Consider the following 20,325-nt stretch of genomic DNA (forward strand, 5'->3'; position numbering starts at 1 on the left):
CGTCCAGCCCAACGCCTTTTTGATGCAAGGGATGGCCGCCTTTACCCTCGACCTGCTGGCACAGCTGCCCGAGGCCTATCAGGCCTTCTCTCCGCTGATCGACATCCTCCCGTTGATCCCGGTCTTCTTCCTGCTGCTTGCCTTTGTCTGGCAAGCCTCTGTGGGCTTCCGCTGAACCCTCAACCCATCCGGATCACATCCACAACGAAGGCCGGCAGCGAAAGCATGCGTCGCCAACGGGAGGGTTCCTGGATGAGTCGATACAACCATTCCAGCTGCATCCGGCACATCCATCCGGGGGCACGTTTTTTGGTGCGGGCCCAGACATCAAAACTGCCGCCAACACCCATCCAAAGCCCTGGCTGACCAGACGAAACCCGCTCAGACCAGGTCTCCTGACGCGGCACGCCCAGGGCCACCAAAACGAGATCCGGCTTCAATGTCTTGAGCTGAGCCTCAATGCCGGGCCAGGCCTGGGGTGATTGATAGCCATCCACAGTGAGGGCAAGATTGAGCCCGCTGATGCGCTGGGGCAAGTCCGCCCGCAGCGTGTCCATCACCTCAGGTGAAGCACCCACCAAAGCAACTCGCCATTGATGGGCTGCTGCGTAATTCAGCAAGGTCCAGGCAAGCTCGATCCCTGCTGTTTTGACGACACGGATCCGCTGACGCGCAAGAGCCCAGACCACTCCAGCCCCATCCGGAATCACCAAATCAGCGGTCCCGATCGCTTGCCCCAGAGAGACATCCGCCCGAGCAGACATCGTCATCTCGGCATTGAGGGTGACGATGCGTCCCCCTCCCCGAGCGTGAAGACCGAGAGCTGCAGCACAGACGTCGCGGCAGGCATCCACAGGCACGCCGAGCACCTCGCAGCGGCGGCGGTCATCGGGAGTGGTGCTAACAGGATCCATAGCCGAGGGGCTGCGTTGGAGAATTTAGGGGTGGTGATGGATGAGGGCATGGTTGTGACGACGACGGAAACCCTTCCGCAGAACCACGCCACAAACCTTCAGCGTCTGGATCAATCGATCCAACGGGTCGTTCTCGATCGGCAGGACCCGATCAGCGGCCTGCTCCCCGCCAGCACCGCCCACACCATCCATGGCAACTATGGAGATGCCTGGGTGCGGGACTGCGTCTATTCGGTGCAGTGTGTTTGGGGACTGGCCCTGGCCCACCGCCGTCAACAGGGGCAAACCAGCCGACGATCCTGGGAACTGGAGCAGCGGGTGGTAGCCCTCATGCGCGGCCTGATGCGCTCGATGATGCGCCAAGCCGTGAAAGTGGAGCGCTTTAAGGAGAGCCTGCATCCCCTCGACGCGCTCCACGCCAAATACGACAGCTGCACCGGTGAATCGGTGGTGGCCGATGACGCCTGGGGCCATCTTCAACTGGATGCCACCTCTCTGTTCTTGCTGCAGCTGGCGCAGCTGACCAAGGGCGGTTGCGCAGTGGTGCAGAGCCGTGACGAGGTGGATTTCCTCCAAAACCTCGTGCACTACATCTCAAGGGCCTACCGCACCTCCGATTACGGGATCTGGGAACGCGGTGACAAGGGAAACCATGGACTGCCGGAGCGCAATGCGAGCTCAATCGGCATGGCCAAGGCCGCCCTGGAATCGCTTGATGGGCTTGACCTCTACGGCCCCCATGGCGACGGCAGCTGCGTCCTGCTGATTCCTCAGGGGGCCATCGTGCGCCTGCGTCGCGCCCTGCAAGGGCTCCTGCCACGGGAATCCGCCAGCAAGGAAGCAGACAGTGCCTGTCTCTCCGTGATTGGTTATCCCGCCTGGGCAGTTGAAGATGCTGCCCTGGTGGAGCGCACGGGCCGTCGCATTCGACGGGAACTGGGCGGGGCCTACGGCTACAAACGCTTCCTTCGGGATGGTCACCAGACGGTGGTGGAAGACGTCAGCCGCCTGCACTACGAACCTGAGGAGCTCGCCGCCTTTGAGGGGATCGAGTCGGAGTGGCCGTTGTTTCTGGCCTTCGAATTGGTCACCGCATGCTGCGAAGGGCGCTCGGACGAGGCCCAGCGCTTGCACAGCAAGCTAAAGGCGTTGGCGGTCGAACAAGACGGCGAACGTCTCTACCCGGAGCTTTATCAAGTCCCTGCCAGTGCCGTCAACGAGGAACGGCTTAATCCAGGCAGCCAGGCCCGGGAAGCCAACACCAATCTGCCGCTGATCTGGACCCAAAGCCTCGTCTGGCTGGGGGAAATGCTGCTCAACGATCTAATCCGCCCCGAAGACATCGACCCTTGTGGGCGCAGGGATCCAAAGCAACTGGGCGCCGAGGCAGTTCTTGTGGCGATGGCTCCCGAGACGGATGCCGTGCGCCACGCACTACTGGCTGCAGAGGTGCCGATCGACCCAACCACGGTGATTCCCGTGCTGTCGTCCGACGAGCTGAAACAACGGCTGAAAGCGGCCGGCACCAATCCGCGGCTGGAGCTCAGCGGACGCCCTGGGCACCGCGTGGAAACTGAGGACACCGCTCGCGTCTACCGTCAAGACGGCTCTATCAGCGTGTTCACCCCGTCGGTTCTGGAGGACCGCAGCAGCTATCTGGCCGATGACCCTGAGGAGCTGCTGGAGAGCGTTGTGGACGAGCTGCATCTGCTGCAACGGCACTGGCGGGGTGCGGGACTGCCCCTTCTGGTCATTCCCATTCGTGAAACAGCCCTAGATCAGCACCGTGACGTCGTCCTCAAACTTGCCGATCAACTCGGCAGCGGCGTAATTGAAACCATCCCCGTCCGGTTGGGCCGCCTGAGTCAGCTGGTGGATCAGGGGCAAGAGGTCCAGCTCCCACCGCTTCAGCAGAAGCCCGTGCCGACATCCCATCAACCCCAGCATGTGCTGCGCGACGCCACCGATCTACGGGACCTGACTGCTGCTGAGGAGCAGGAGCTGGATGACACCCCAATCGAACAGTTGAGCCAGCGCCTCTGGAGCAGTGGGCTGCTGCATGAACAAGCCGAAGTACTGGAATTGCTGCAACGGCGTCTCGGACCTCAAGGGATTCAACTCAGCCCCGATGGGCATCCGGTGGCCCTGAGCAACCTGCTCGAGGAGGTTTATCAACGGGGCTTGCGATGTGAAGACTGGAATGTCGTGCGGCGCTGTGCCGGCGCCATGGGCATGGTGCATCCCCAGCTGGAAGATGCCCTGACCGATCTTCTCGTCCGCCAGAAACAAGTCGTGGTGGGACGCAACTACACCGGCGACTCCAGGCTCCGTCAACCGATGGACAGCGCTGCCATCGCCGAACGGATTGAGACGACCAGCGGGATCGACGGTCGTGAACGCATGCTCGAACAGGAACTCCTGCTCGCCCTCGACAGCGTGGCGCGGCGGGAGCCAGCCCTACTCAAAGGCAGCCTCACCCTGCAGCTGGGGCAGCTGATGCTGCTGCTGACATCGGAGCTGGCCGTGGAGAAAATGCTCAGTCAGGACGAGGCCTTTGAAGCCCTCTGCAGCGAAGCACCCCACGCCATCCGCAAACGGTTGCGAGCGATGCTCGAGGATGTGGACCATGCCAGGGCAGCCCTGCAACGTGGCGAACAGCTGCACGTGAGCGGGAGGGTGCAGTGGTCCGTTCCCGACCCATTGGAAGAAACGCCCGGAGGCGGCGACTGGCTTCAACACCGCATCCGTCTGGGCTCATTCCAGAAAGTTCCCCGCGATTTCTATGCCGGCATCTGGTCCCTGTTGCAACACTGCCGCGGCCTTGTGATCGGCGACAAGCTGGAACGGCGCAATCGACTCAACAGCCGTCTCGTCCTTGAGAAAACACCCGGCGAACGCAATTTCGCCGTCCAAGTCGACCATCTGCTTAGTCGGATCAAAGCACCGGAATACAGGCAACTCTGCAGCGAATGCCTGCTCTCGCTGATGGCCTTTGTCGAAGCCAATCCGGAGGTGCGCTTCGAGGATGACCTAGCCCTCGACGTGGTGATCGGTCATGCCGTCCGGGTGGGCTGGCAACAGAGTCATCCATCCCTCAGTCCTGAGAACTACCCGCAGCAGAAAGCCCAGGCCTGGGGGCAGTTCTATCGATCTTCTCCCGGTGACTGTCGGCGCTGGCAGGTCACGGCGTTGCGGGAGCTGGCCGAACAAGAAGGGCTGGTCTGATCTGAGTCAGGCCCGTCAGATGGGTGCAGGCAAGGGTGCCCCGGTATCCGGGTGTTCGACCGCCTGCTCGATCAGGTCGGCCAGCTTGAGTGCACGCGACGCCTGAAGACCATCCACAGCAGGGGTTTCCCGGCCGCGCACGCACTGGAGAAAGTGCTCAAGCTCGGCGTAGAGCGGTTCGATGGACGTGGTGCTCACCTCCTCGATGAAGCCGTCATTGCGGTACAGCAGCTCACCGTGATCTGCGGAATACCACTCATGGGCGCGGCGATGGATGTGCAGGGTGTGGTTGAGGAAGTCGGTTTCCACCAGGCTTGAGCGGCAGTGCGCACTAAGGCTGCGGATCTTGCGGTGGCTCATCTTGCTGGCCGTGAGGCTGGCCACAACACCATTCTCAAAACCCAGCGTGGCATTGACGTAATCAATCGGTCCCTCGGCACTGCGACCACCGGCAGCGGCAAGCCTGACAACGGGTGCCTTGGCCAGCTCCAGCACAAGGTCAATGTCATGAATCATCAGATCCAGCACCACGGAAACGTCGTTAGCCCGATCGGAATGGGGGCTGTGGCGACGCCCCTCGAGGACCACGACTTCTTCGTTGGCCACCACCTTGGTGAGTTCACGAAAAGCAGGGTTGAATCGCTCGATGTGACCGACCTGAAGCAGACAACCCGCTGCTGTCGCAGCCTCGATCAGCGCGGTGGCCTCGTCTTGACTCGCCGCGATCGGCTTTTCGATCAGAACATGCACACCCGCTCGAAGACAGGCCAGGCCGACGGGGTGATGCAGAAGGGTGGGAACAGCGATGCAGACCGCCTCCACCTCAGAAAGCATGGCGTGGTAATCCCCAAACCAGCGGCAGCCGAATTGCTCCGTAGCGAGCTGTCCGCGCTCGGCATCGGGATCCGCAACTCCCACCAAGTCGGCATCCCGCAGAAGGCTGAGCACACGAGCATGGTGCCAACCCATGTTGCCGATTCCGATCACCCCGACCTTCACTGGGACCATGGGGTCGGGAGACATCAGAACGGGCAGTCGGTTGGGGGAAGACTATCGGCCTTCAGTCGGAATCATCCTCTGGACTAGGGAGAACGAGCCGGACGCGGTCAATCCGCGGCCCTGCCATGGCCGTGATTTCAAACTGCAGGCCGTTGAAATGCAGCGCTTCCCCAGCGGATGGAATGTGCTGAAGCCGCTCCAGCAGGAAACCCGCAAGGGTGTGATGTTCATCCGCCTCGGGCAGATCGAGGTCCAGCTGACGGTTCAGCTCGAAGATCTCCAGATCTCCCGCCACCAGCCAAACACCAGGGCAGTCCTTTTCCTCGAGCAGATCTGGCTCATCGGTCTCGCCGGGATCCTCATCACCAACGATTTCTCCGGTGAGATCTGCTGCTGTCACGAGCCCCTCTGTGCCGCCGTGCTCATCCACCACCAACAGAAGCGGCTGGCCACTGCGAATCATCGGCAGCAGCTCCGCCAAGGTGCAGGTTTCCAGCACGGGCACCGCAGGCTGGAGATAGGGCTCAAGCAGCGAATCGGCCTGGAGCTCTCCCCGGGCAATCGGTTCAGCCATCTGACGGAGATCCAGCACGCCACGCACGTCGTCCAGCGACTGGCCAATCACCGGGAACCGCGCGTGACGGGTGTGATGAACGGCTTCCATCAGCTCCGCGAAACGGACCGTGGCCGGCAGCGTGACCATCCCGGAGCGAGGCACCATCACCTCCCGCACCTGGGTGTCCCGCAGGGCGAAGACTCCTTCCAGAATGTTCTTTTCATCGGGAAACAATCCCGTGACCCGCCCGGATTCCACGAGGGTTTCCAGCTCACCGGCAGAGAGTGCTGGCACCAATACATCCCACTGGGGAGCCAGGCCGAGCAGGCGCATCAGCAGGCCTGCCAGTGCCTCAAGCAGGTTGAGCAGCGGAGCCAAGCAGCGCATCACCACCTCCAGCAACGGCACCAGTCGGAGCGCGGAGGATTCCGGACGGTTCAGCACCCAGGCCTTGGGCAGTAAACCGGCGACCAACGTGGCGAGCAGAACGATCCCGAGAAACAGCGCCGTATCCCGCCAGGCCACACCTAGGGAGCCATCCGACCAGAGCCGACCCCCCAAACCGCGGCCGGCCCAGCCCAAAGCCACTAGAGCGAGGGTGGAACCCAGCTGAGAAACCAACAAAGCCCGCCGCAGGCGTCGCTGCAGACGCTGAATAGAGCGGGCCCCGGTCTGCTCTTCCTCCACAAGCACTTCGACACGGCTGGGGCGAAGCCGCAACAGGGCCACCTCTGCGGCCGCGAAAAAGGCTGGCAAAACCAGCAGGACAGCCAGCAGTAAAAGCCGCATCAATAGGGGGGAATGGGGGTCGCGAGGATCGAACTCGCCTTAGGCGAATTATGAGTTCGCTGCATTCACCAGATTGCTAGACCCCCTCAAAGAGAGTGTTACCACAGGGGAGTGACGTCGGGGAAGTCATCGGGCATGGGTCGCTCCAGGTCGGATTCGTTTATGTCGGAGGCGGCCAGGCTGCCGTCGAATCCGCTAGGGATATCGAGGGTCCGCAACGGCAGCGGCGTACTCTGCTCCTCCAGCAGAGCTCCGGTCGTGTTTTGCAGGGCAGACCCGTCCCAGATCAGGGTCTGATCCGGAAAGCCAAGGCTCATCACCCGATTCCCCTCGATTCCTCCAACCGCGATACCCAGAAAATCAGTCAGTTGATGAAGGGGATCCACACCCCTGGCCATGGGTGACGTCCAGGAGTAGAGGCGACGGTTGATCAGCTCACTGGTGGTCTCCGTGGGATGGCACACCGTCACTTCCACGGGAGCAGAACCACTGCCCGGTGGAGGAGCCTCGATGCTGGTCGTGCAGACCAGCGGGCCTGCCAGCACCGATGGGCCAGCGAGCACCAACAATCCCGAGCGAAAGAACGAGCGCAGCAGCAGCGGAGGAAACAGCTCTAAGCGCAAACTAAGGACATCTGCGAAGCGCGGCCAGACCCATGCCTGAATCGTCGAGTGTCCCGACTGAGCGCGAGCAACTGCTGAGCCGACTGGCCACCTTGGCCTACCGGCACGGAGACTTCACCCTTGCGTCAGGCCGCAGGAGCGAGCACTACGTGAACTGCAAACCAGTAAGCCTGAGCGGCTCCGGCCTGGCCTTGATTAGTCGAGCCATGCTGACCCACGTGGAAACTGATGCAGTCGCAGTGGCCGGCCTCACCCTCGGAGCAGACCCACTGGTGAGCGGTGTCGCCATGGCCGCCGCCAATCAGGGCCGTGATCTCGATGCATTAATCGTCCGTAAGGAGGCCAAAGGCCATGGCACTGGAGCCTGGCTGGAGGGACCACTACCAGCGCCCGGGGCACTGATCACCGTGCTGGAAGACGTTGTGACCACAGGGGGGTCCTCCCTCAAAGCGGTCCGGCAGCTGCGCGACGCCGGCTACTGCGTCAAGAGGGTCGTCACCATCGTCGACCGGGAAGAAGGGGGCGATGCCGCCATGGCTGCTGACGATCTCGAGCTGATCAGCCTGTACAAATTGTCTGAGATCGCCGCCGTCACCCAGGTATGAGCAGGCTGTTTTGGGACGCCACATTCCCCCGGCTGCGCCTGAGCGGCGGCGGAGCATGCCAGTTTCTTCAGGGTCAGACCAGTGCTGACCTCAACGCACTCCAACCCGGTGATCTCCTGCAGACCTGCTGGCTGACCGCAACGGGACGCTTACGGGCGCTGCTGGAAGTCCGTCTGGATACGGATGGAGCCGATGTGATCGTTCTGGCGGGAGATGCTGCTGCGGTTCACGCCGGATTCGATCAGGTGATCTTTCCAGCCGATCGTGTGCGACTCCAACCCCTGGCCGAGGGGCGCCGGCTGCAATGGCTGGAACCTGACGCTGCAGTGATCTGGCCTGAGCCGGATGTGGCATTGCCAGAGCCATGGGTATTAGGAAAGCCCGCCACCGCCGCGGCATTGGAGCGTCGGCGGCTCCAGAGCGGCTTCCCACCAGGGCCAGGTGAACTCAATGGCGAGACCAACCCTCTGGAACTGGGACTCGTGGCTCGGATCAGCCCAGAGAAGGGCTGCTACCTGGGCCAGGAGACCATGGCCAAACTCATCGGGAAAGCGGGGGTGAAACAAGAGCTGCGCTGTTGGAGCTGCCGCAGCCCGCTGTCCAGAGCCACAAAACTCACGCTGAAGGGAGAGAGGGCCGGGGTGATCACCAGTGCTCTCGAACACGACAACTCGTGGATTGGACTGGCCCTGGTGCGCCGCCAATGTCTTGCCAGTGAAACGCTGGAGGGACCCAATGGGGAACTGCTCCAGATCAGCCGACCTGAGGCGTTTCAGGATCCCGACGTCTGATCGTGTTGCAGCAACCAGGCGGCAACGGCCCAGGTGGCTAGGCAGTCATCGCGGTTGTAGTCGAAGATCCAGCGCAGCCCATGCCTATTGCCGCGTCGATCAGGGCCATCGCCCTGCCACTGCCGCCACCACAACAAGGCCCTGGCCCCGTCTGCACCGGCCTGACTCCATCGGAACCCCTGCCAACCGGCCACGGCCTTGAGGCCGTAACTGGCCAATGGCAAGCGCCAGTGACGCCGCACCCGGGCATGAACATCCACCAGACGGTGACGAAGCTGCTTCAGTTCAGCCTCATCGACACCTTGCCGCTCGGCCATGCGCCTTAAGGCCAGGCTTTCTGTTTCCCCGTAGTGAAGAATTGGCCACCCCCGGTAGTGATCCAGCAGGCGTTGCAACCGAAGCCAGCAACGGGGTTCACCGTGCTCGGCCAGGGCCAGGATCGGGTGATAGGCCACTGAAGCAAGGTCCCAGTCCCCACGTTCGGTTCTGTGCAAGACGAGAAAACCGTGGAGAAAGTCGTGACGGGCGTCGGGGTCGGATTCGATGTCGTAAAGGAGCACACCAGGGCAGTCCCGAAGTTCCGAAAGTGCCGGTGCAGCGTCCAAACGTTCCACCCGACCATCGCGCTGCGCCCTGGCCTGGGCCACCAAGGCTGCAGCCACCTCACCATGCTGATCACCGAAGCGTTGAAGCTGCTTAGCGAGCTGCATCGGATCAGCAGCGGCCAGATCAGGTAGGCCGCGAATCCCAAGCTCCAGCAACATCTCGCGGCGCTTGGCTCCGATGCCGCTGACCTCACTTAAGTGCCCTTGCTCCGCCGCCACGGCGTTACAAACACCCCGCCAGCTGCAGAGTGAGCACTTGCGTCGATCGGCTGCCAGAGGAGGGGGGACCGACCGCTCCAGGTCATCACGCAGTTTGCGCAACCCTTCCGAAAGCTGTCGGCGCATGCCGTTCGACAGATGGACCCGCTCCTGTTCCAGCCGCCGGCCGCCGCCGCCGAGAACCAGCATGGATGGGACTTCGCCCTGTTGCACCTGCTCGAGCAGCAGAGCCATCAGCGCCAGGGGCAGCTGATGTTCCCGAGTGGTACGACGGCCCTGACGTGCCAGCACCGGTTGATAGGCGAAGTCGCCCCAACGGCTCTGGCCCTTGACCCGCCTGAGCAGGGGAGGATGCGCCTCCAACGGTTCCCCGGAAGGGCCCAGACCCTTCAGGCGCAGACCCACCACGGCATCGGCACCGGCAACACAGGCGGCCAAGCCATGGCCTGGTTTGCGGGGCATCAATCCCACAAAACATCGCTGCTGGTCATCCAGCAGCAGATTGCGATGGGCGGTCCAACGTCGCTCAGCAGGATTTCCGTGGCGATCGAGCCAGGCCTTGCGACGACAACGCAGCCAACTGCGCAGCAACCGGTCGGTGAGGGCGTTGTCGGCAGGCGGGGTGTCACCCATCCGCCGACCCTACGGCTGCCAGCTGCTAGATCCACTGAAGTGCAGGCTGTGCCATGGCATCGGCTCCCCTCCCCCTAAGCCCAGCTCCAATCAAGTTCGGCACCGATGGCTGGCGCGGAATCATCGGTGTCGACATCACAGTGGAGCGCTTATTGCCCGTTGCCGCTGCCGCGGCCCAGGAGCTCGCGCATCGCGCCCCAGAAGGCCACAACAGCCGAACGGTGGTCATCGGTTATGACCGGCGCTTTCTGGCTCCCGAACTGGCGGAAGCCATCGCCGCCGCCGTGCGGGGTTGTGAACTCGAGCCCCTACTAACTGACACCGCTGTCCCCACACCGGCCTGCAGCTGGGCCGTGGTGGAGCGCAAAGCCCTTGGAGCGCTGGTCATCACCGCCAGCCACAACCCGCCGGAATGGCTGGGGCTGAAGATCAAAGGCCCCTTCGGCGGGTCAGTCGAGGGCGACTTCACCGCCGCAGTCGAACGACGACTGGCCGCCGGCGGCATCACAGCACCGATCAAAGCGGAGGTCCCCCGTTTTGATGGTCGGGGCGAGCATCTCGAAGGTCTCCGCCGCAAGCTCGACCTCACCGCACTGCTGCGGGGCCTCAAGACCATCAACCTGAAGGTGATCGTGGATCCGATGCACGGCTCAGCCGCCGGGTGTGTAACGGAGCTGCTCGGGCCTGAGGCCCATGGGGTGGTGGAGGAAATCCGCAGCGATCGCAATCCTTTATTTGGTGGTCATCCGCCGGAACCCCTTGCGGCCTATCTCGAAGAGCTGATCACAGCGGTGAAGACCTCAACCGCCGCCGGGAGCCCTGCCGTGGGATTGGTCTTCGACGGCGATGGGGACCGCATTGCCGCTGTGGATGAAACAGGTCGGTTCTGCAGCACCCAGCTGCTGATGCCCCTGCTGATCGATCACCTGGCCCGCGCCCGGCAGCTGCCAGGAGCAGTGGTCAAGACCGTGAGCGGATCTGATCTGATGCGGCTGGTGGCGGAAGCGCAGGGACGCGATGTTCTTGAGCTCGCTGTGGGCTTCAAGTACATCGCCGCGGAGATGCTGGCGGGGGACGTGCTGATCGGCGGCGAGGAGTCTGGTGGAGTTGGCTTCGGCATGCACCTGCCCGAGCGGGACGCGCTGTTCGCAGCAATGCTGGTGCTGGAAGCCCTTGTTGAAGGAAAGCAACCCCTGGGAGCTCGACTGGATGCTCTCCAGGCGCAGCATGGAGGCAGTAGCCACTACGACCGCTTCGACCTGCGACTTGCTGACATGGAGGCACGCCGACGGCTCGAGATGCTGCTTGCCCAGAGCACACCTTCGACCATCGCAGGGGCAAAGGTGCTGGAGGTGATCACCACAGACGGGATCAAACTGAGAATGGGTCCCAGCCACTGGCTGATGCTGCGCTTTTCCGGAACCGAACCTCTACTGCGGCTCTACTGCGAAGGGCCCGATGCCGATCGGGTGAATGCTGTGCTGGCCTGGGGCAGGCAGTTCGCGGAGGCCGCATGAAGGCACTGGTCATCGCCAGCGGCAACGCCGGAAAGATTCGTGAATTCCAGGGTCTGCTGCAGGCCCTCCCCGTCACAGTGCAGCCCCAGCCTGAGGGTTTGGAGGTGGAGGAGACAGGCACCACGTTTGCCGCCAATGCCCGTCTCAAAGCCCAAGCGGTTGCAGCTACTACAGGGGAATGGGCGTTGGCCGACGATTCAGGCCTAAGCGTGGACGCCCTGGATGGCGCCCCGGGTGTTCACTCCGCCCGCTACGCCCCCACCGATCCGGAACGCATCGCGCGGCTGTTGAAGGCGCTGAACGGCTCAGAGCAACGCCAAGCCCATTTCTGCGCTGCGCTCTGCATTGCAGCCCCCGATGGATCCGTTCTGCTTGAGGTGGAAGGCCGTTGCGACGGTTTGATCACGGCGTCACCCCGTGGGGAGCAAGGCTTTGGCTACGACCCGATCTTCGAAGTTGCTGGAACGGGCCGCACCTTTGCCGAGATGCCCCTGGCTGAGAAAAAACAGCATGGCCATCGCGGCAGAGCCTTCAGCCTCCTGGAACCCCAACTGCGTCATTTGCTCCAAGCAACGTGAAGCAGACGCGTTAATTCGTAGTCAGTTCAGCCATGGTCTGTACGGTGAGGCCTGCCGTTGACGAGGTCCATGGCCATCGCCATGACCACGGGTTACAGCGCGCAGACCGAAGGCGCTCTTCTGTGCATTGAAGCCGCCTCGGACTGGGCCTTGACTTGTGTGAATCAACTGGCTGTCGCAGACAGCCATGTCCTGATCGATTACGGAGCTGCCGATGGCGGCACTGCTGTAGGGCTCTGGAATCAGGTGCTGGATCGCCTGCATGCCAACCAGCCGAATGCTCATCTGACGCTGATCGGTAACGACTTACCGAGCAACGACAACCTCGCTCTGGCAGAAAACCTGGCCCTGCAGATTCCCCGGGATCCAAAACCAACAGTGCTGGTGAGTGCCCGCAGCTTCTACGAGCCCTCCGTGGCCCCGGACAGCGTGAGCTTCGGCTTCTCCGCAACCGCCATGCACTGGCTGAGCGCTTCGCCCGGACCACTCGATAGCCACACCCATGTGCTGGCCTCCGGTGATGCCGATGCCCTTCAGCGTTTCACCGCCCAGGCGATGAAGGACTGGAACTACATCCTCGAACTGCGGAGTCGCGAGCTGAAGGTGGGCGGGAGACTTCTGACCGTGAACCTCTCACGCGATAACGAAGGACGTTATCTCGGTCATAACGGCGGCGAAACCCGCAATGTGCACGACCAATTGCACCAGATCTGGCGCGGCATGGCCGAGGAAGGTCTGATCAGCGCAGAGCAATACAAAAAAGGCACCGTTCTGAATTTCTACAAGTCCCCCGAGGAGTTCATGGCTCCGCTGAAGGACGAGAGCAGCGCCGCCTACCGCAACGGACTGCGCCTCGTGGACGAGCGCACGGTCTATGTGAAGTGCCCGTACCGACGCCGCTGGAACGAGAACGGTGACACGGCCGCTTTCGCCGCCGGCCTGATGGCGACGATCCGCAGCTGGAGCCGCCACAGCTTCGCCAGTGCTGCCGGGGAGGCCGCTGCAGACACGGTGTACGAGCGTCTGCAACAGCGCATCGCCGAAACCCCCAGCGAATGGAGTCTCGATTACGTCGAACACCACCAGATGATGGAGAAGGTGGCCTGATGAGCAGCAGCAAGAAAGCATCGCCGACTGTGTCGGTGCTGGCGGAACACGTCTCCGACCACCTCTCGGTGTTCGTGGTGGCGGAAGACACTGATGCCAAGCGCCCCGCCAACGGGGGCCTGCGCCTGCTGAATTACCCGAGCGATGAGGCCTGCATCGCTGACGGACAGCGGCTGGCGGGGTTGATGACCCACAAGCACGATCTCTACGGCACCGGTTTTGCTGGAGGCAAGATCGTCGCCCGGGCAGCGGAGCCCGATGCGGTCAAGGATGAACTGATCAGCGTCACCGCCGAGCTGCTGGAGTCGCTCGATGGCGCCATGATCACTGGCTGCGATCTCAACACCAGCCTGGAGGACATGGAGCGTCTGACGGCGCTCACACCGCATGTGCTGGCGGCGGTCGGCAGCCCAGTAGACGCCAGTGCCGCCACCGCCCATGGCACCCTCGGCGCCGTGGAGGCAGTGCTGGAGAAGGACCTCAAAGATGCCATTCCCGGCCGGGCCCTCGTGCACGGCTGCGGTGCCGTCGGCGGAACGGTGGCCCGTCATCTCGTCGATCACGGCTGGACGGTGTTCACCGTGGATCTGGATCGCGAGAGAGCCAGTTTTCCCGGCGCGACGCCTCTGCCCGAGAGCTGTGCCTGGTGGGAACTGGACCTCGACCTGGTGCTGCCCTGTTCCATCTCCGGGTTGATCAACGCCGAAATGGCAACGGCCTTGAAGACCCCCGCCGTGGTTCCTGCAGCCAATGCCCCCTTCCAGCAACCGCAGCTAGCAGACGACCTGCGGCGCCGCGGTGTGCGGGTACTGCCAGACCCTCTTGTGAATGCTGGCGCCGTGATCGCCGATTCGATCGAGCGGTTCTCCCCCGATGCCTGGAAGGACGCAGGCGCCACGGACGTCTATGCCTTCGTACGCGATGAGGTGCGCCGGCGGGCAAGCGACTATCTCAATCAGCGCGAACAGGGTTTGTCGGTTGGTGCCGCCCTCGAGGAAGTGGCGGCGACACCCTCCACCGATCCCATCGGCCTGAGCTTTGGAGATAGCGAATGAGCACGCCCTCCTCACTGCCCAGCCGCGCAGCGGTCGTGATCGTCGGCGGCGGCATGGCGGGCCTGAGCTGCGCTGCATCCCTTGCCCGCCGCGGCGTGCGCGATGTGGTGCTGCTGGAAGCCAAGACCCTGGCCCACGCCAAGGCCAGCAGCTACGGCGAAACCCGGATGTTCCGGGAGATGTATTCCGATCCGGTGCTCTGCCGTCTGGCCCAGGAGGCCAATCGCCTTTGGCGGGAAGAGGAAACTCACGCCGGCGAGCAGCTGAGAGAGACCCACGGCCTGCTCTTCTACGGCGAAAGCTGGGATGAGGAAACGATCGAGGGATCGATCCCCGGGGCCCGCCAGGTCATGGACGATCAGGGAATCCCCTACGAGGCCCTCAATGCCGAACAGATCGCTGCCCGTTTCCCGCTGAAGCCGAAGGCCGGTTTCACTGGCCTGTTCGAACCCACCGCCGGTGCCGTACGCAGCGACAAAGTTCTCTCCCACTGGATCAATACCGCCCGTAACGCCGGCCATCAGCTGATCGAGCACTGCCCCGTGGCCGGACTCGATCCAGATGGTGGAGGCGTCACCCTGCAGAGCGGCGAGCACATCGCCGCAAGCCAACTGGTGGTGGCCTGCGGGATCTGGAGCCAACTGTTGCTGGCCCCCCTCGGCTTGGCACCGAAACTGGAGGTGTGGCCGATGCTTTGGGCTCACTACACCGTCAACCCAGCACTCGCTGATCGCTACCCCCAGTGGTTCTGCTTCCAGCAAGAACGAGGCGACGATGGTGGCCTGTACTACGGCTTCCCCGTGTTGAGCCAAACGGCGGATGGCAGGCCCCGGATCAAGGCCGGCATCGACTGGGCCCCACGAGAACTGCGGGTCGCCGCACCCAACGCCATGGTCACCGAGCCACCAGCCCGACTGGTGGAGCTGCTCGACACCTTCCTGTTCAACGAATTGGAGGGAGTTCAGGAACGAGTCGAGACCGTGATCAGCCCGTACTCCATGGCCAGCGATGTGAACTTCGTGCTGGATCGGCTCACCCCGAAGCTGAGTCTGTTCGCAGGGGGCTCCGGCCAGGCCTTCAAGTTCGCTCCTCTGATCGGTGATTCTCTGGCACGCCTCGCCAGTGGTGAACAACCTGCAGTGGATCTCTCCTGCTGGAGCCACCAACGCGACGCCGTCCGAGCCTGATCTTTCACCCCTCATCCGATGTCTGACAACCCCGCGAACCAGCGCTCCTGGTGGCAACAGCCCCCGCTCTGGGTCGGCGCCATCCCGCTGCTGATTTTTCTGTTGGTCTCGGCCATCGACCTGGCTCTGGCCAAGCATTTCACTGAAACCGGCAAAGCCGTAATCAGTGATGCCCTGGGGGCGGTCTGGCAATGGATGGTGGTGCTGCTGTTTCTGATCGCCCTGATCCTTGCCATCAGCCCTATCGGCAAACTCCGGCTTGGCGGAGCGGATGCCAAGCCGAGCTTCAAATTCTTCGATTGGTGTGCGGTGCTGATCTGCACCCTGCTGGCAGGAGGGGGTGTGTTCTGGTCCGCTGCCGAACCGCTGTATCACTTCCAAACACCATCACCGGTTTTTGCAGGGGTCGAAGGCAGCACAGCAGCCGCGGTGGATCCCGCCCTGGCGGTGAGTTTTCTGCACTGGGGGTTCCTGGCCTGGGCTCTTGTGGCCACCACCACCACGATCACCTTCTCGATCCTGGAACGACGCGGTGAACCCCTGCGTCCCCGCACCCTGCTGGTGAACATCGTTCCGCGCAGCTGGGTGGATGGCCCGATCGGTCACCTAGCGGACGGCTTGTCTGTGGTGGCAGCGATCGCCGGCACCGTTGGTCCCCTGGGATTCCTATCCCTGCAGCTCAGCAACGCTGCAGGGCAATTGCCCTGGCTCACCGACAGTGCAGGCTTGCAATCCCTGGTGGTGGTGCTGCTGACCGCTGTGTTCGCGACATCCACAGTCAGCGGCATTCAAAAGGGCATCAAGTGGCTGTCGGAGCTCAACGTTTGGCTCACTCTGGCCATGGCGGCAGGCCTTGTGCTCTTAGGCCCTGGCTTCTGGCTGATCCAGCACTTTTTCAGCGGCTTTTTCACTTATCTGGTCCATCTGCCGCAGATGGCTCTTGCACCCAACGCAGCGCCTTCGAACTGGGTGAACGGCTGGACTGTCTTCTACTGGGGTTGGTTCCTGGGCTATGCGCCGCTAATGGGGCTCTTCACCGCCGGCGTCAGCCGCGGCCGCAGCATCCGTGAGCTGGTACTGGCCGTGGCGATCCTCTGCCCGATCGTGACCAACGTCTGGTTCACCCTGCTTGGGGGCACCGGATTACATCTCGAGTTGGCCGGGGGTGGCATCAGTGAAGCCCTGGCCCAGAACGGTGCCGCAGCAGCACTACTGACCATCCTCAGCCAGTTGCCCCTTGCCGGAGTGCTGATCCCCATCGGTCTATTGCTGGTGGTGCTGTTCATGTGCACCAGCGCCGACTCGATGAGTTACGCCGCAGCCATGGTGGTGAGCGGCCGCAATGAGCCGCCAGCTCTGCTGCGGCTGTTCTGGGCCTTGATGATTGGCAGCCTGACCTTGGTGTTGCTGCGCATCGGCACAGGCCTAGGGGACAGCACCTCCATCGATGCCTTGCAGGCCTTCATCGTGATCACCGCGGTGCCAGTCACCCCCCTGGTGCTGGCCACCCTATGGAGCGCGCCACGGCTGGCTTGGAAAGAGGCCAAGCGCGAAGGCCTTAGCTGATCTAAGCCACCCTCACACAGCGGCGTCGTAAAGAGAGAAGAAACGACGCCGCAAGCGCCAGGGGAAACGCAGCTCTCGCAGCACGCGAACCATCAGACCTCGCATCTCCTTCCGCTCCACCTCGGCCTCAGGCCCCGAATAAACCTGTTGCCCCGCAGGCCGCACTGGGAAGAGGCTGTCCCAACTGACACCCCAGTGTTGCTGCGCAAAAGCCTCATTAGAGCTGGCATAAAAGGCCGACACCCTGTCATGAAGCGGTTGATCGAAACCGTCAAACTTCTCCCGATCCCAGCCAAGTTCGATCGCGAGGTTACGGATGACCTTGCCCTTCCGCTTCAGCACTTCCGGATCGAAACCCGTCTCCACCATCAAGCGGCGACACAGAGCCGACATCCAGATACCCCGGGCGCCAGGCTGGATGTTCTGCTTCGAGGAACGGCCCGCCAACCAGCCCTGTTCACCCGATGGAGCATCCAGACCCAGAGCATCAACCAAGGCCAGAAACGGATCGGTGATCGCCACCTGCTTGGACAAAGGAAGAAACAACGTCGCAATCGAGGGGAAGCGACTCAGCACACGAAATTTGGATGGATAAGAAATATCCCACGAGCCAGAATCATGCATAATGTAATCACAATATCGCTCAAAATCAGGCGTCTCTCGAAACCGTCGAACTCGATGTGCGTAGACTGAATTCAACCAAGACTGCTGATCTCTAACAAAGTAACTGACTCCTAATTTGAACCCCTGACGCTCAACCAGAGCCTGCAATCTGCCCAAGGCAGTTCGACTAAGGATCCGATCATCCAAAGAGGAGCTACTAAGCAAAACCCTGTGAAGTGAAGAAGGCAGGGTGGCCAGCGCTTCCTCAACAGGCGCATAGTTCTTTTGTGCGATGGCGTTGGCCAGACGATTGTCATCACCGTCCATGAACACACCGTGGGCTGCGAGATGGTCCCGGTTTTGTCGAAGTCGCTCGGTGACGTAACTACTGGCTGCCTTATGGGGACCGGCATGGATCCACAGCATCCGCTCATCACGATTGATTTGCGGACGCGTGAATTCAATCGACACCAGATTCCCAGCCTGAGAGCTCAAGGTATCAGCTGGCTATGTGAGGCAGTAGAGCAGCTCCATCCGAGCCGTTGCCGTTGGTTCCGGGGCTTCACCCGGATCGAAACCAGTGCGCATGGCCTTTGAAAGCTGAACCCGCCGCGGCCCACGCATCGCATCACTGCGATTGATCCTGAGCAGTCGCGCCCGGGTCGCTCCGATCGCCGTAGCGGTGTCATCGGCCTCGGCCATGCCACGCCGCAGTGCCGCAGCAGTCAACCTTTGCTGAAGCGCTGTTTCAGCCTGTTCATTGGCAATGGACTTCATCCCCTGCATCCGCACGCCGGGCTGCCCACCCACTGCCTGAATGAGTTGGTTGTACATCTGCCGTTTCACCTCACCGGAGACACCGGTATTGGCCACAAAGGATGGTTTGCCCCCCTTACTTCGAGAACGTGGATAGGTGGACGGGGATGGAACGATCAGGCGTCCTTGAAGGAACGGTTGGAGCAATTGACGCAACTGTGCCAAACGTTGGTTCAGCTGAGTCAACGCAGCCTGTTCCGTGGATCCTTCGCCGGACACAGCCAATGAAAAGCGAAAACGGGCTACTGCCGTCTTGCCCTCTTCAACAACAGACAACTGCAACAACGTCCCGGCACAGGACGGGGCATGGGCATGGGCTAACACAGGCCCCCGCGGAGAGAACAGGAGAAGGCCTGTGGTAGCAACAGACAAGGTGCCCCAACCGAAGCTCAACGTTCGACGCGTGGTCCGCACAACCGAAGCAACTACTAGCTGTCAGCTTGCCGGGGCCCAGCTGCCGTGCAAGCCATGGGGAACGGCCAAGGGCAGCTCCAGCACCGCCACTTCAGCAAGATCACTGGCGTTGAGGATGACCAGATCAGATGCAGCCCGGGCTCCGTTCCAGACCAAATCCAACACCCAGCCGTCGTCTTCGGCCTCCGCACCCGGTCGGCGCACCATCAGCGGCTCACTCACGAAGCCACGGGGCGCCGCACTCCAGGTGTGGGTGGCACCGGAATCGAGATCAAGCTTCTGTATCGCCTGCAGCGGATCATTGCCCGTCTCACGCTCGGCCACTGCCATCCAGGCGTAGCGAGCGCTGAGACCCTGACGCTCGGGATTGACCATGGCGAACTCGCAGGTGCGCTCACTGATCCGCTCGGTCTGCACCGATTCCCTGCTGAGATCCAGGCGACAACGGTGAAGGATTCCTTCCGGCACCGTGTCGAAATCCACCTGAGCGAAGTCGTCATCGGGACCGATGGACGGGAAATCGTCGTAGACGATGCTCTCCACCACGAGATGATCACCGTCTTCAAAAGCATTGAGGTGGTGGAAGACGAAGCCATCGGGAGCTTCGAGGATGCGCGGCTTCTGACCGGCAAAACGACCGGAATCTCGGGGAACCAGCCAGAAACGCCCTTTCCCACCGGGTTGGGACGCCAGGCACTGAGCCGCACCCTTTTCGCCGGTTACGAAAGGAAGGGGATTGAAGGCGATGGCGTTCTGCAGGAACACCGCCCAGTTGGGGGTGATGGCGAAATCGTGGAGGAAGGCGAAACCGGGAAAGCTGTCGGAGCGGTCATGCAGCAACGCACCGGCCTGGGGGCCATCGGTGGCGAACTCCATCAAGCGAATGGTGCTGCGAGGGCCGGTCTTCACCCCAAAAGTGACCATGCAGGGACGGCCGTTATGGCCGGGATCGAAGCGGGGGTGCGCACTGAAGGCTTCACCCTTTTTCAGCACACCATCGAGCCGCGAAAGACCGCGAGTCTCCAGGCTGCGGGGATCCAGCGCATGGGGCTCGGCAGCCTCCCATAGAGCGAGCAGCTGATCGCCGAGGCGCACCACATTGGTGTTGGCGATGTTCTTCAGGCGCAGATCAAACGCATTGGCCAAACGACCACCGGGCTTCTGGCTACCGAAGACCCCCCGGTAAAGCACCTTGCCAGCCTTCTCCTCCGCCAGCCAGCCCTCGGTGCGGACATAGCGGTTGCTGAGCTGGACGCTGCCGTTCTCAAACCGCATCGCCGCAATCATGCCGTCGCCATCGAAGGGGTGATGGACGCGGTGTCCATCGCGCTCCAGACGCCCGGGGCCATTGCGGTAGAAGGTGCCCTGAAGCTCCGCCGGAACGCTTCCACGCACCGGCGTTAAGGCCACATCGGTGAGCTCCTCCTCCACATTGACGAAGGCGCTGGACCAGTCGCTGCGGTCGTAGCTGCGGGCGGGGGCGACGGTCACGGGCGAACGATCAACGTGCTCCCATCCTCTCG

The 20,325-nt window shown here is 62.4% G+C and carries 18 protein-coding genes and 1 tRNA gene; 10 read left to right on the forward strand and 9 right to left on the reverse strand.

All coding sequences use genetic code 11. The annotated features are described in order from the left end of the window. The first annotated feature begins 31 nt into the window (after positions 1-31). A complete protein-coding gene (locus FZZ92_RS09195) occupies positions 32-175 on the forward strand; it encodes a photosystem II reaction center protein K (RefSeq protein ID WP_025362038.1) in 144 nt (47 codons plus the stop codon). A gap of 4 nt (positions 176-179) precedes the next feature. Here FZZ92_RS09195 and FZZ92_RS09200 read toward each other — a convergent pair whose 3' ends face one another. Continuing rightward, positions 180-914, reverse strand: a complete 735-nt coding sequence (locus tag FZZ92_RS09200; protein ID WP_226423053.1) for a WecB/TagA/CpsF family glycosyltransferase — start codon at positions 912-914, stop codon at positions 180-182. A gap of 48 nt (positions 915-962) precedes the next feature. Between FZZ92_RS09200 and FZZ92_RS09205 the strand changes: the two genes are divergently transcribed. Beyond that, the gene (locus tag FZZ92_RS09205; protein ID WP_226423147.1) at positions 963-4,139 is read left to right on the forward strand and encodes a glycoside hydrolase family 15 protein; all 3,177 of its coding nucleotides are present in this window, start codon (positions 963-965) and stop codon (positions 4,137-4,139) included. A gap of 15 nt (positions 4,140-4,154) precedes the next feature. Here FZZ92_RS09205 and FZZ92_RS09210 read toward each other — a convergent pair whose 3' ends face one another. The 4 genes from FZZ92_RS09210 to FZZ92_RS09225 all read right to left on the reverse strand — a co-directional run bounded on the left by FZZ92_RS09210 (position 4,155) and on the right by FZZ92_RS09225 (position 7,106). Continuing rightward, positions 4,155-5,162 carry a Gfo/Idh/MocA family protein gene (locus FZZ92_RS09210; protein ID WP_226398372.1) on the reverse strand — a complete coding sequence of 336 codons (1,008 nt, stop codon included), beginning with the start codon at positions 5,160-5,162 and terminating at the stop codon, positions 4,155-4,157. A gap of 37 nt (positions 5,163-5,199) precedes the next feature. Further along, positions 5,200-6,483: a hemolysin family protein gene (locus FZZ92_RS09215; RefSeq protein ID WP_226398371.1), complete on the reverse strand. Its 1,284-nt coding sequence runs from the start codon at positions 6,481-6,483 to the stop codon at positions 5,200-5,202. 13 nt (positions 6,484-6,496) lie between these two features. After that, positions 6,497-6,569 (reverse strand) — tRNA-Ile (locus tag FZZ92_RS09220). Positions 6,570-6,581: 12 nt separating this feature from the next. Beyond that, entirely contained in the window at positions 6,582-7,106 is a 525-nt protein-coding gene (locus FZZ92_RS09225) for a hypothetical protein (protein ID WP_226423054.1), read from the reverse strand. A 32-nt stretch (positions 7,107-7,138) separates the two neighbouring features. On the opposite strand from FZZ92_RS09225, the gene pyrE reads away from it, so the two are divergent. Beyond that, complete coding sequence (gene pyrE / locus FZZ92_RS09230; RefSeq protein ID WP_226398369.1) at positions 7,139-7,711, forward strand: orotate phosphoribosyltransferase; 573 nt, start codon at positions 7,139-7,141, stop codon at positions 7,709-7,711. Continuing rightward, positions 7,708-8,502, forward strand: coding sequence for a folate-binding protein YgfZ (locus FZZ92_RS09235; RefSeq protein WP_226423055.1), 795 nt, complete (start codon positions 7,708-7,710; stop codon positions 8,500-8,502). The genes pyrE and FZZ92_RS09235 overlap by 4 nt, the downstream gene beginning before the upstream one ends. Here FZZ92_RS09235 and FZZ92_RS09240 read toward each other — a convergent pair. After that, on the reverse strand, positions 8,484-9,959 hold the full coding sequence (locus tag FZZ92_RS09240) for a TM0106 family RecB-like putative nuclease (RefSeq protein WP_226423056.1): 1,476 nt from the start codon (positions 9,957-9,959) through the stop codon (positions 8,484-8,486). The two genes, FZZ92_RS09235 and FZZ92_RS09240, sit on opposite strands and share 19 nt — an antisense overlap. A 53-nt stretch (positions 9,960-10,012) precedes the next feature. On the opposite strand from FZZ92_RS09240, the gene FZZ92_RS09245 reads away from it, so the two are divergent. The 6 genes from FZZ92_RS09245 (at position 10,013) to FZZ92_RS09270 (ending at position 16,969) form a co-directional block, all read left to right on the forward strand. Beyond that, the gene (locus FZZ92_RS09245) at positions 10,013-11,476 is read left to right on the forward strand and encodes a phosphoglucomutase/phosphomannomutase family protein (protein WP_226398366.1); all 1,464 of its coding nucleotides are present in this window, start codon (positions 10,013-10,015) and stop codon (positions 11,474-11,476) included. Continuing rightward, on the forward strand, positions 11,473-12,054 hold the full coding sequence (gene rdgB, locus FZZ92_RS09250) for an RdgB/HAM1 family non-canonical purine NTP pyrophosphatase (protein ID WP_226398365.1): 582 nt from the start codon (positions 11,473-11,475) through the stop codon (positions 12,052-12,054). Before FZZ92_RS09245 ends, rdgB begins: the two co-directional genes overlap by 4 nt. 69 nt (positions 12,055-12,123) lie before the next feature. Next, complete coding sequence (locus tag FZZ92_RS09255) at positions 12,124-13,161, forward strand: class I SAM-dependent methyltransferase (protein ID WP_226398419.1); 1,038 nt, start codon at positions 12,124-12,126, stop codon at positions 13,159-13,161. Beyond that, positions 13,161-14,216, forward strand: a complete 1,056-nt coding sequence (locus tag FZZ92_RS09260) for a Glu/Leu/Phe/Val dehydrogenase dimerization domain-containing protein (protein ID WP_226398364.1) — start codon at positions 13,161-13,163, stop codon at positions 14,214-14,216. Before FZZ92_RS09255 ends, FZZ92_RS09260 begins: the two co-directional genes overlap by 1 nt. Next, entirely contained in the window at positions 14,213-15,403 is a 1,191-nt protein-coding gene (locus FZZ92_RS09265) for an FAD-dependent oxidoreductase (protein WP_226398363.1), read from the forward strand. The genes FZZ92_RS09260 and FZZ92_RS09265 overlap by 4 nt, the downstream gene beginning before the upstream one ends. An 18-nt stretch (positions 15,404-15,421) precedes the next feature. After that, entirely contained in the window at positions 15,422-16,969 is a 1,548-nt protein-coding gene (locus FZZ92_RS09270; RefSeq protein WP_226398362.1) for a BCCT family transporter, read from the forward strand. Between the two features lie 12 nt (positions 16,970-16,981). Here FZZ92_RS09270 and FZZ92_RS09275 read toward each other — a convergent pair whose 3' ends face one another. From FZZ92_RS09275 to FZZ92_RS09285, 3 genes are all read right to left on the reverse strand, one after another. Then, positions 16,982-17,515, reverse strand: a complete 534-nt coding sequence (locus FZZ92_RS09275) for a hypothetical protein (protein ID WP_226423057.1) — start codon at positions 17,513-17,515, stop codon at positions 16,982-16,984. Positions 17,516-18,079: 564 nt separating this feature from the next. Further along, the gene (locus FZZ92_RS09280) at positions 18,080-18,802 is read right to left on the reverse strand and encodes an SIMPL domain-containing protein (RefSeq protein ID WP_226423058.1); all 723 of its coding nucleotides are present in this window, start codon (positions 18,800-18,802) and stop codon (positions 18,080-18,082) included. A gap of 21 nt (positions 18,803-18,823) precedes the next feature. After that, positions 18,824-20,293 carry a carotenoid oxygenase family protein gene (locus FZZ92_RS09285; RefSeq protein WP_226423059.1) on the reverse strand — a complete coding sequence of 490 codons (1,470 nt, stop codon included), beginning with the start codon at positions 20,291-20,293 and terminating at the stop codon, positions 18,824-18,826. Positions 20,294-20,325 lie beyond the last annotated feature (32 nt).

Source organism: Synechococcus sp. MU1611, assembly GCF_020514255.1.
Taxonomy (GTDB): domain Bacteria; phylum Cyanobacteriota; class Cyanobacteriia; order PCC-6307; family Cyanobiaceae; genus Parasynechococcus.

What these genes read in the sequence shown, in the direction of transcription:
- FZZ92_RS09195 (WP_025362038.1), top strand. Translation starts at nt 32, where the DNA reads ATGGCCGCCTTTACCCTCGACCTGCTGGCACAGCTGCCCGAGGCCTAT.
- FZZ92_RS09200 (WP_226423053.1), bottom strand. Translation starts at nt 914, where the DNA reads ATGGATCCTGTTAGCACCACTCCCGATGACCGCCGCCGCTGCGAGGTG.
- FZZ92_RS09205 (WP_226423147.1), top strand. Translation starts at nt 963, where the DNA reads ATGGTTGTGACGACGACGGAAACCCTTCCGCAGAACCACGCCACAAAC.
- FZZ92_RS09210 (WP_226398372.1), bottom strand. Translation starts at nt 5,162, where the DNA reads ATGTCTCCCGACCCCATGGTCCCAGTGAAGGTCGGGGTGATCGGAATC.
- FZZ92_RS09215 (WP_226398371.1), bottom strand. Translation starts at nt 6,483, where the DNA reads ATGCGGCTTTTACTGCTGGCTGTCCTGCTGGTTTTGCCAGCCTTTTTC.
- pyrE (WP_226398369.1), top strand. Translation starts at nt 7,139, where the DNA reads ATGCCTGAATCGTCGAGTGTCCCGACTGAGCGCGAGCAACTGCTGAGC.
- FZZ92_RS09235 (WP_226423055.1), top strand. Translation starts at nt 7,708, where the DNA reads ATGAGCAGGCTGTTTTGGGACGCCACATTCCCCCGGCTGCGCCTGAGC.
- FZZ92_RS09240 (WP_226423056.1), bottom strand. Translation starts at nt 9,959, where the DNA reads ATGGGTGACACCCCGCCTGCCGACAACGCCCTCACCGACCGGTTGCTG.
- FZZ92_RS09245 (WP_226398366.1), top strand. Translation starts at nt 10,013, where the DNA reads ATGGCATCGGCTCCCCTCCCCCTAAGCCCAGCTCCAATCAAGTTCGGC.
- rdgB (WP_226398365.1), top strand. Translation starts at nt 11,473, where the DNA reads ATGAAGGCACTGGTCATCGCCAGCGGCAACGCCGGAAAGATTCGTGAA.
- FZZ92_RS09255 (WP_226398419.1), top strand. Translation starts at nt 12,124, where the DNA reads ATGGCCATCGCCATGACCACGGGTTACAGCGCGCAGACCGAAGGCGCT.
- FZZ92_RS09260 (WP_226398364.1), top strand. Translation starts at nt 13,161, where the DNA reads ATGAGCAGCAGCAAGAAAGCATCGCCGACTGTGTCGGTGCTGGCGGAA.
- FZZ92_RS09265 (WP_226398363.1), top strand. Translation starts at nt 14,213, where the DNA reads ATGAGCACGCCCTCCTCACTGCCCAGCCGCGCAGCGGTCGTGATCGTC.
- FZZ92_RS09270 (WP_226398362.1), top strand. Translation starts at nt 15,422, where the DNA reads ATGTCTGACAACCCCGCGAACCAGCGCTCCTGGTGGCAACAGCCCCCG.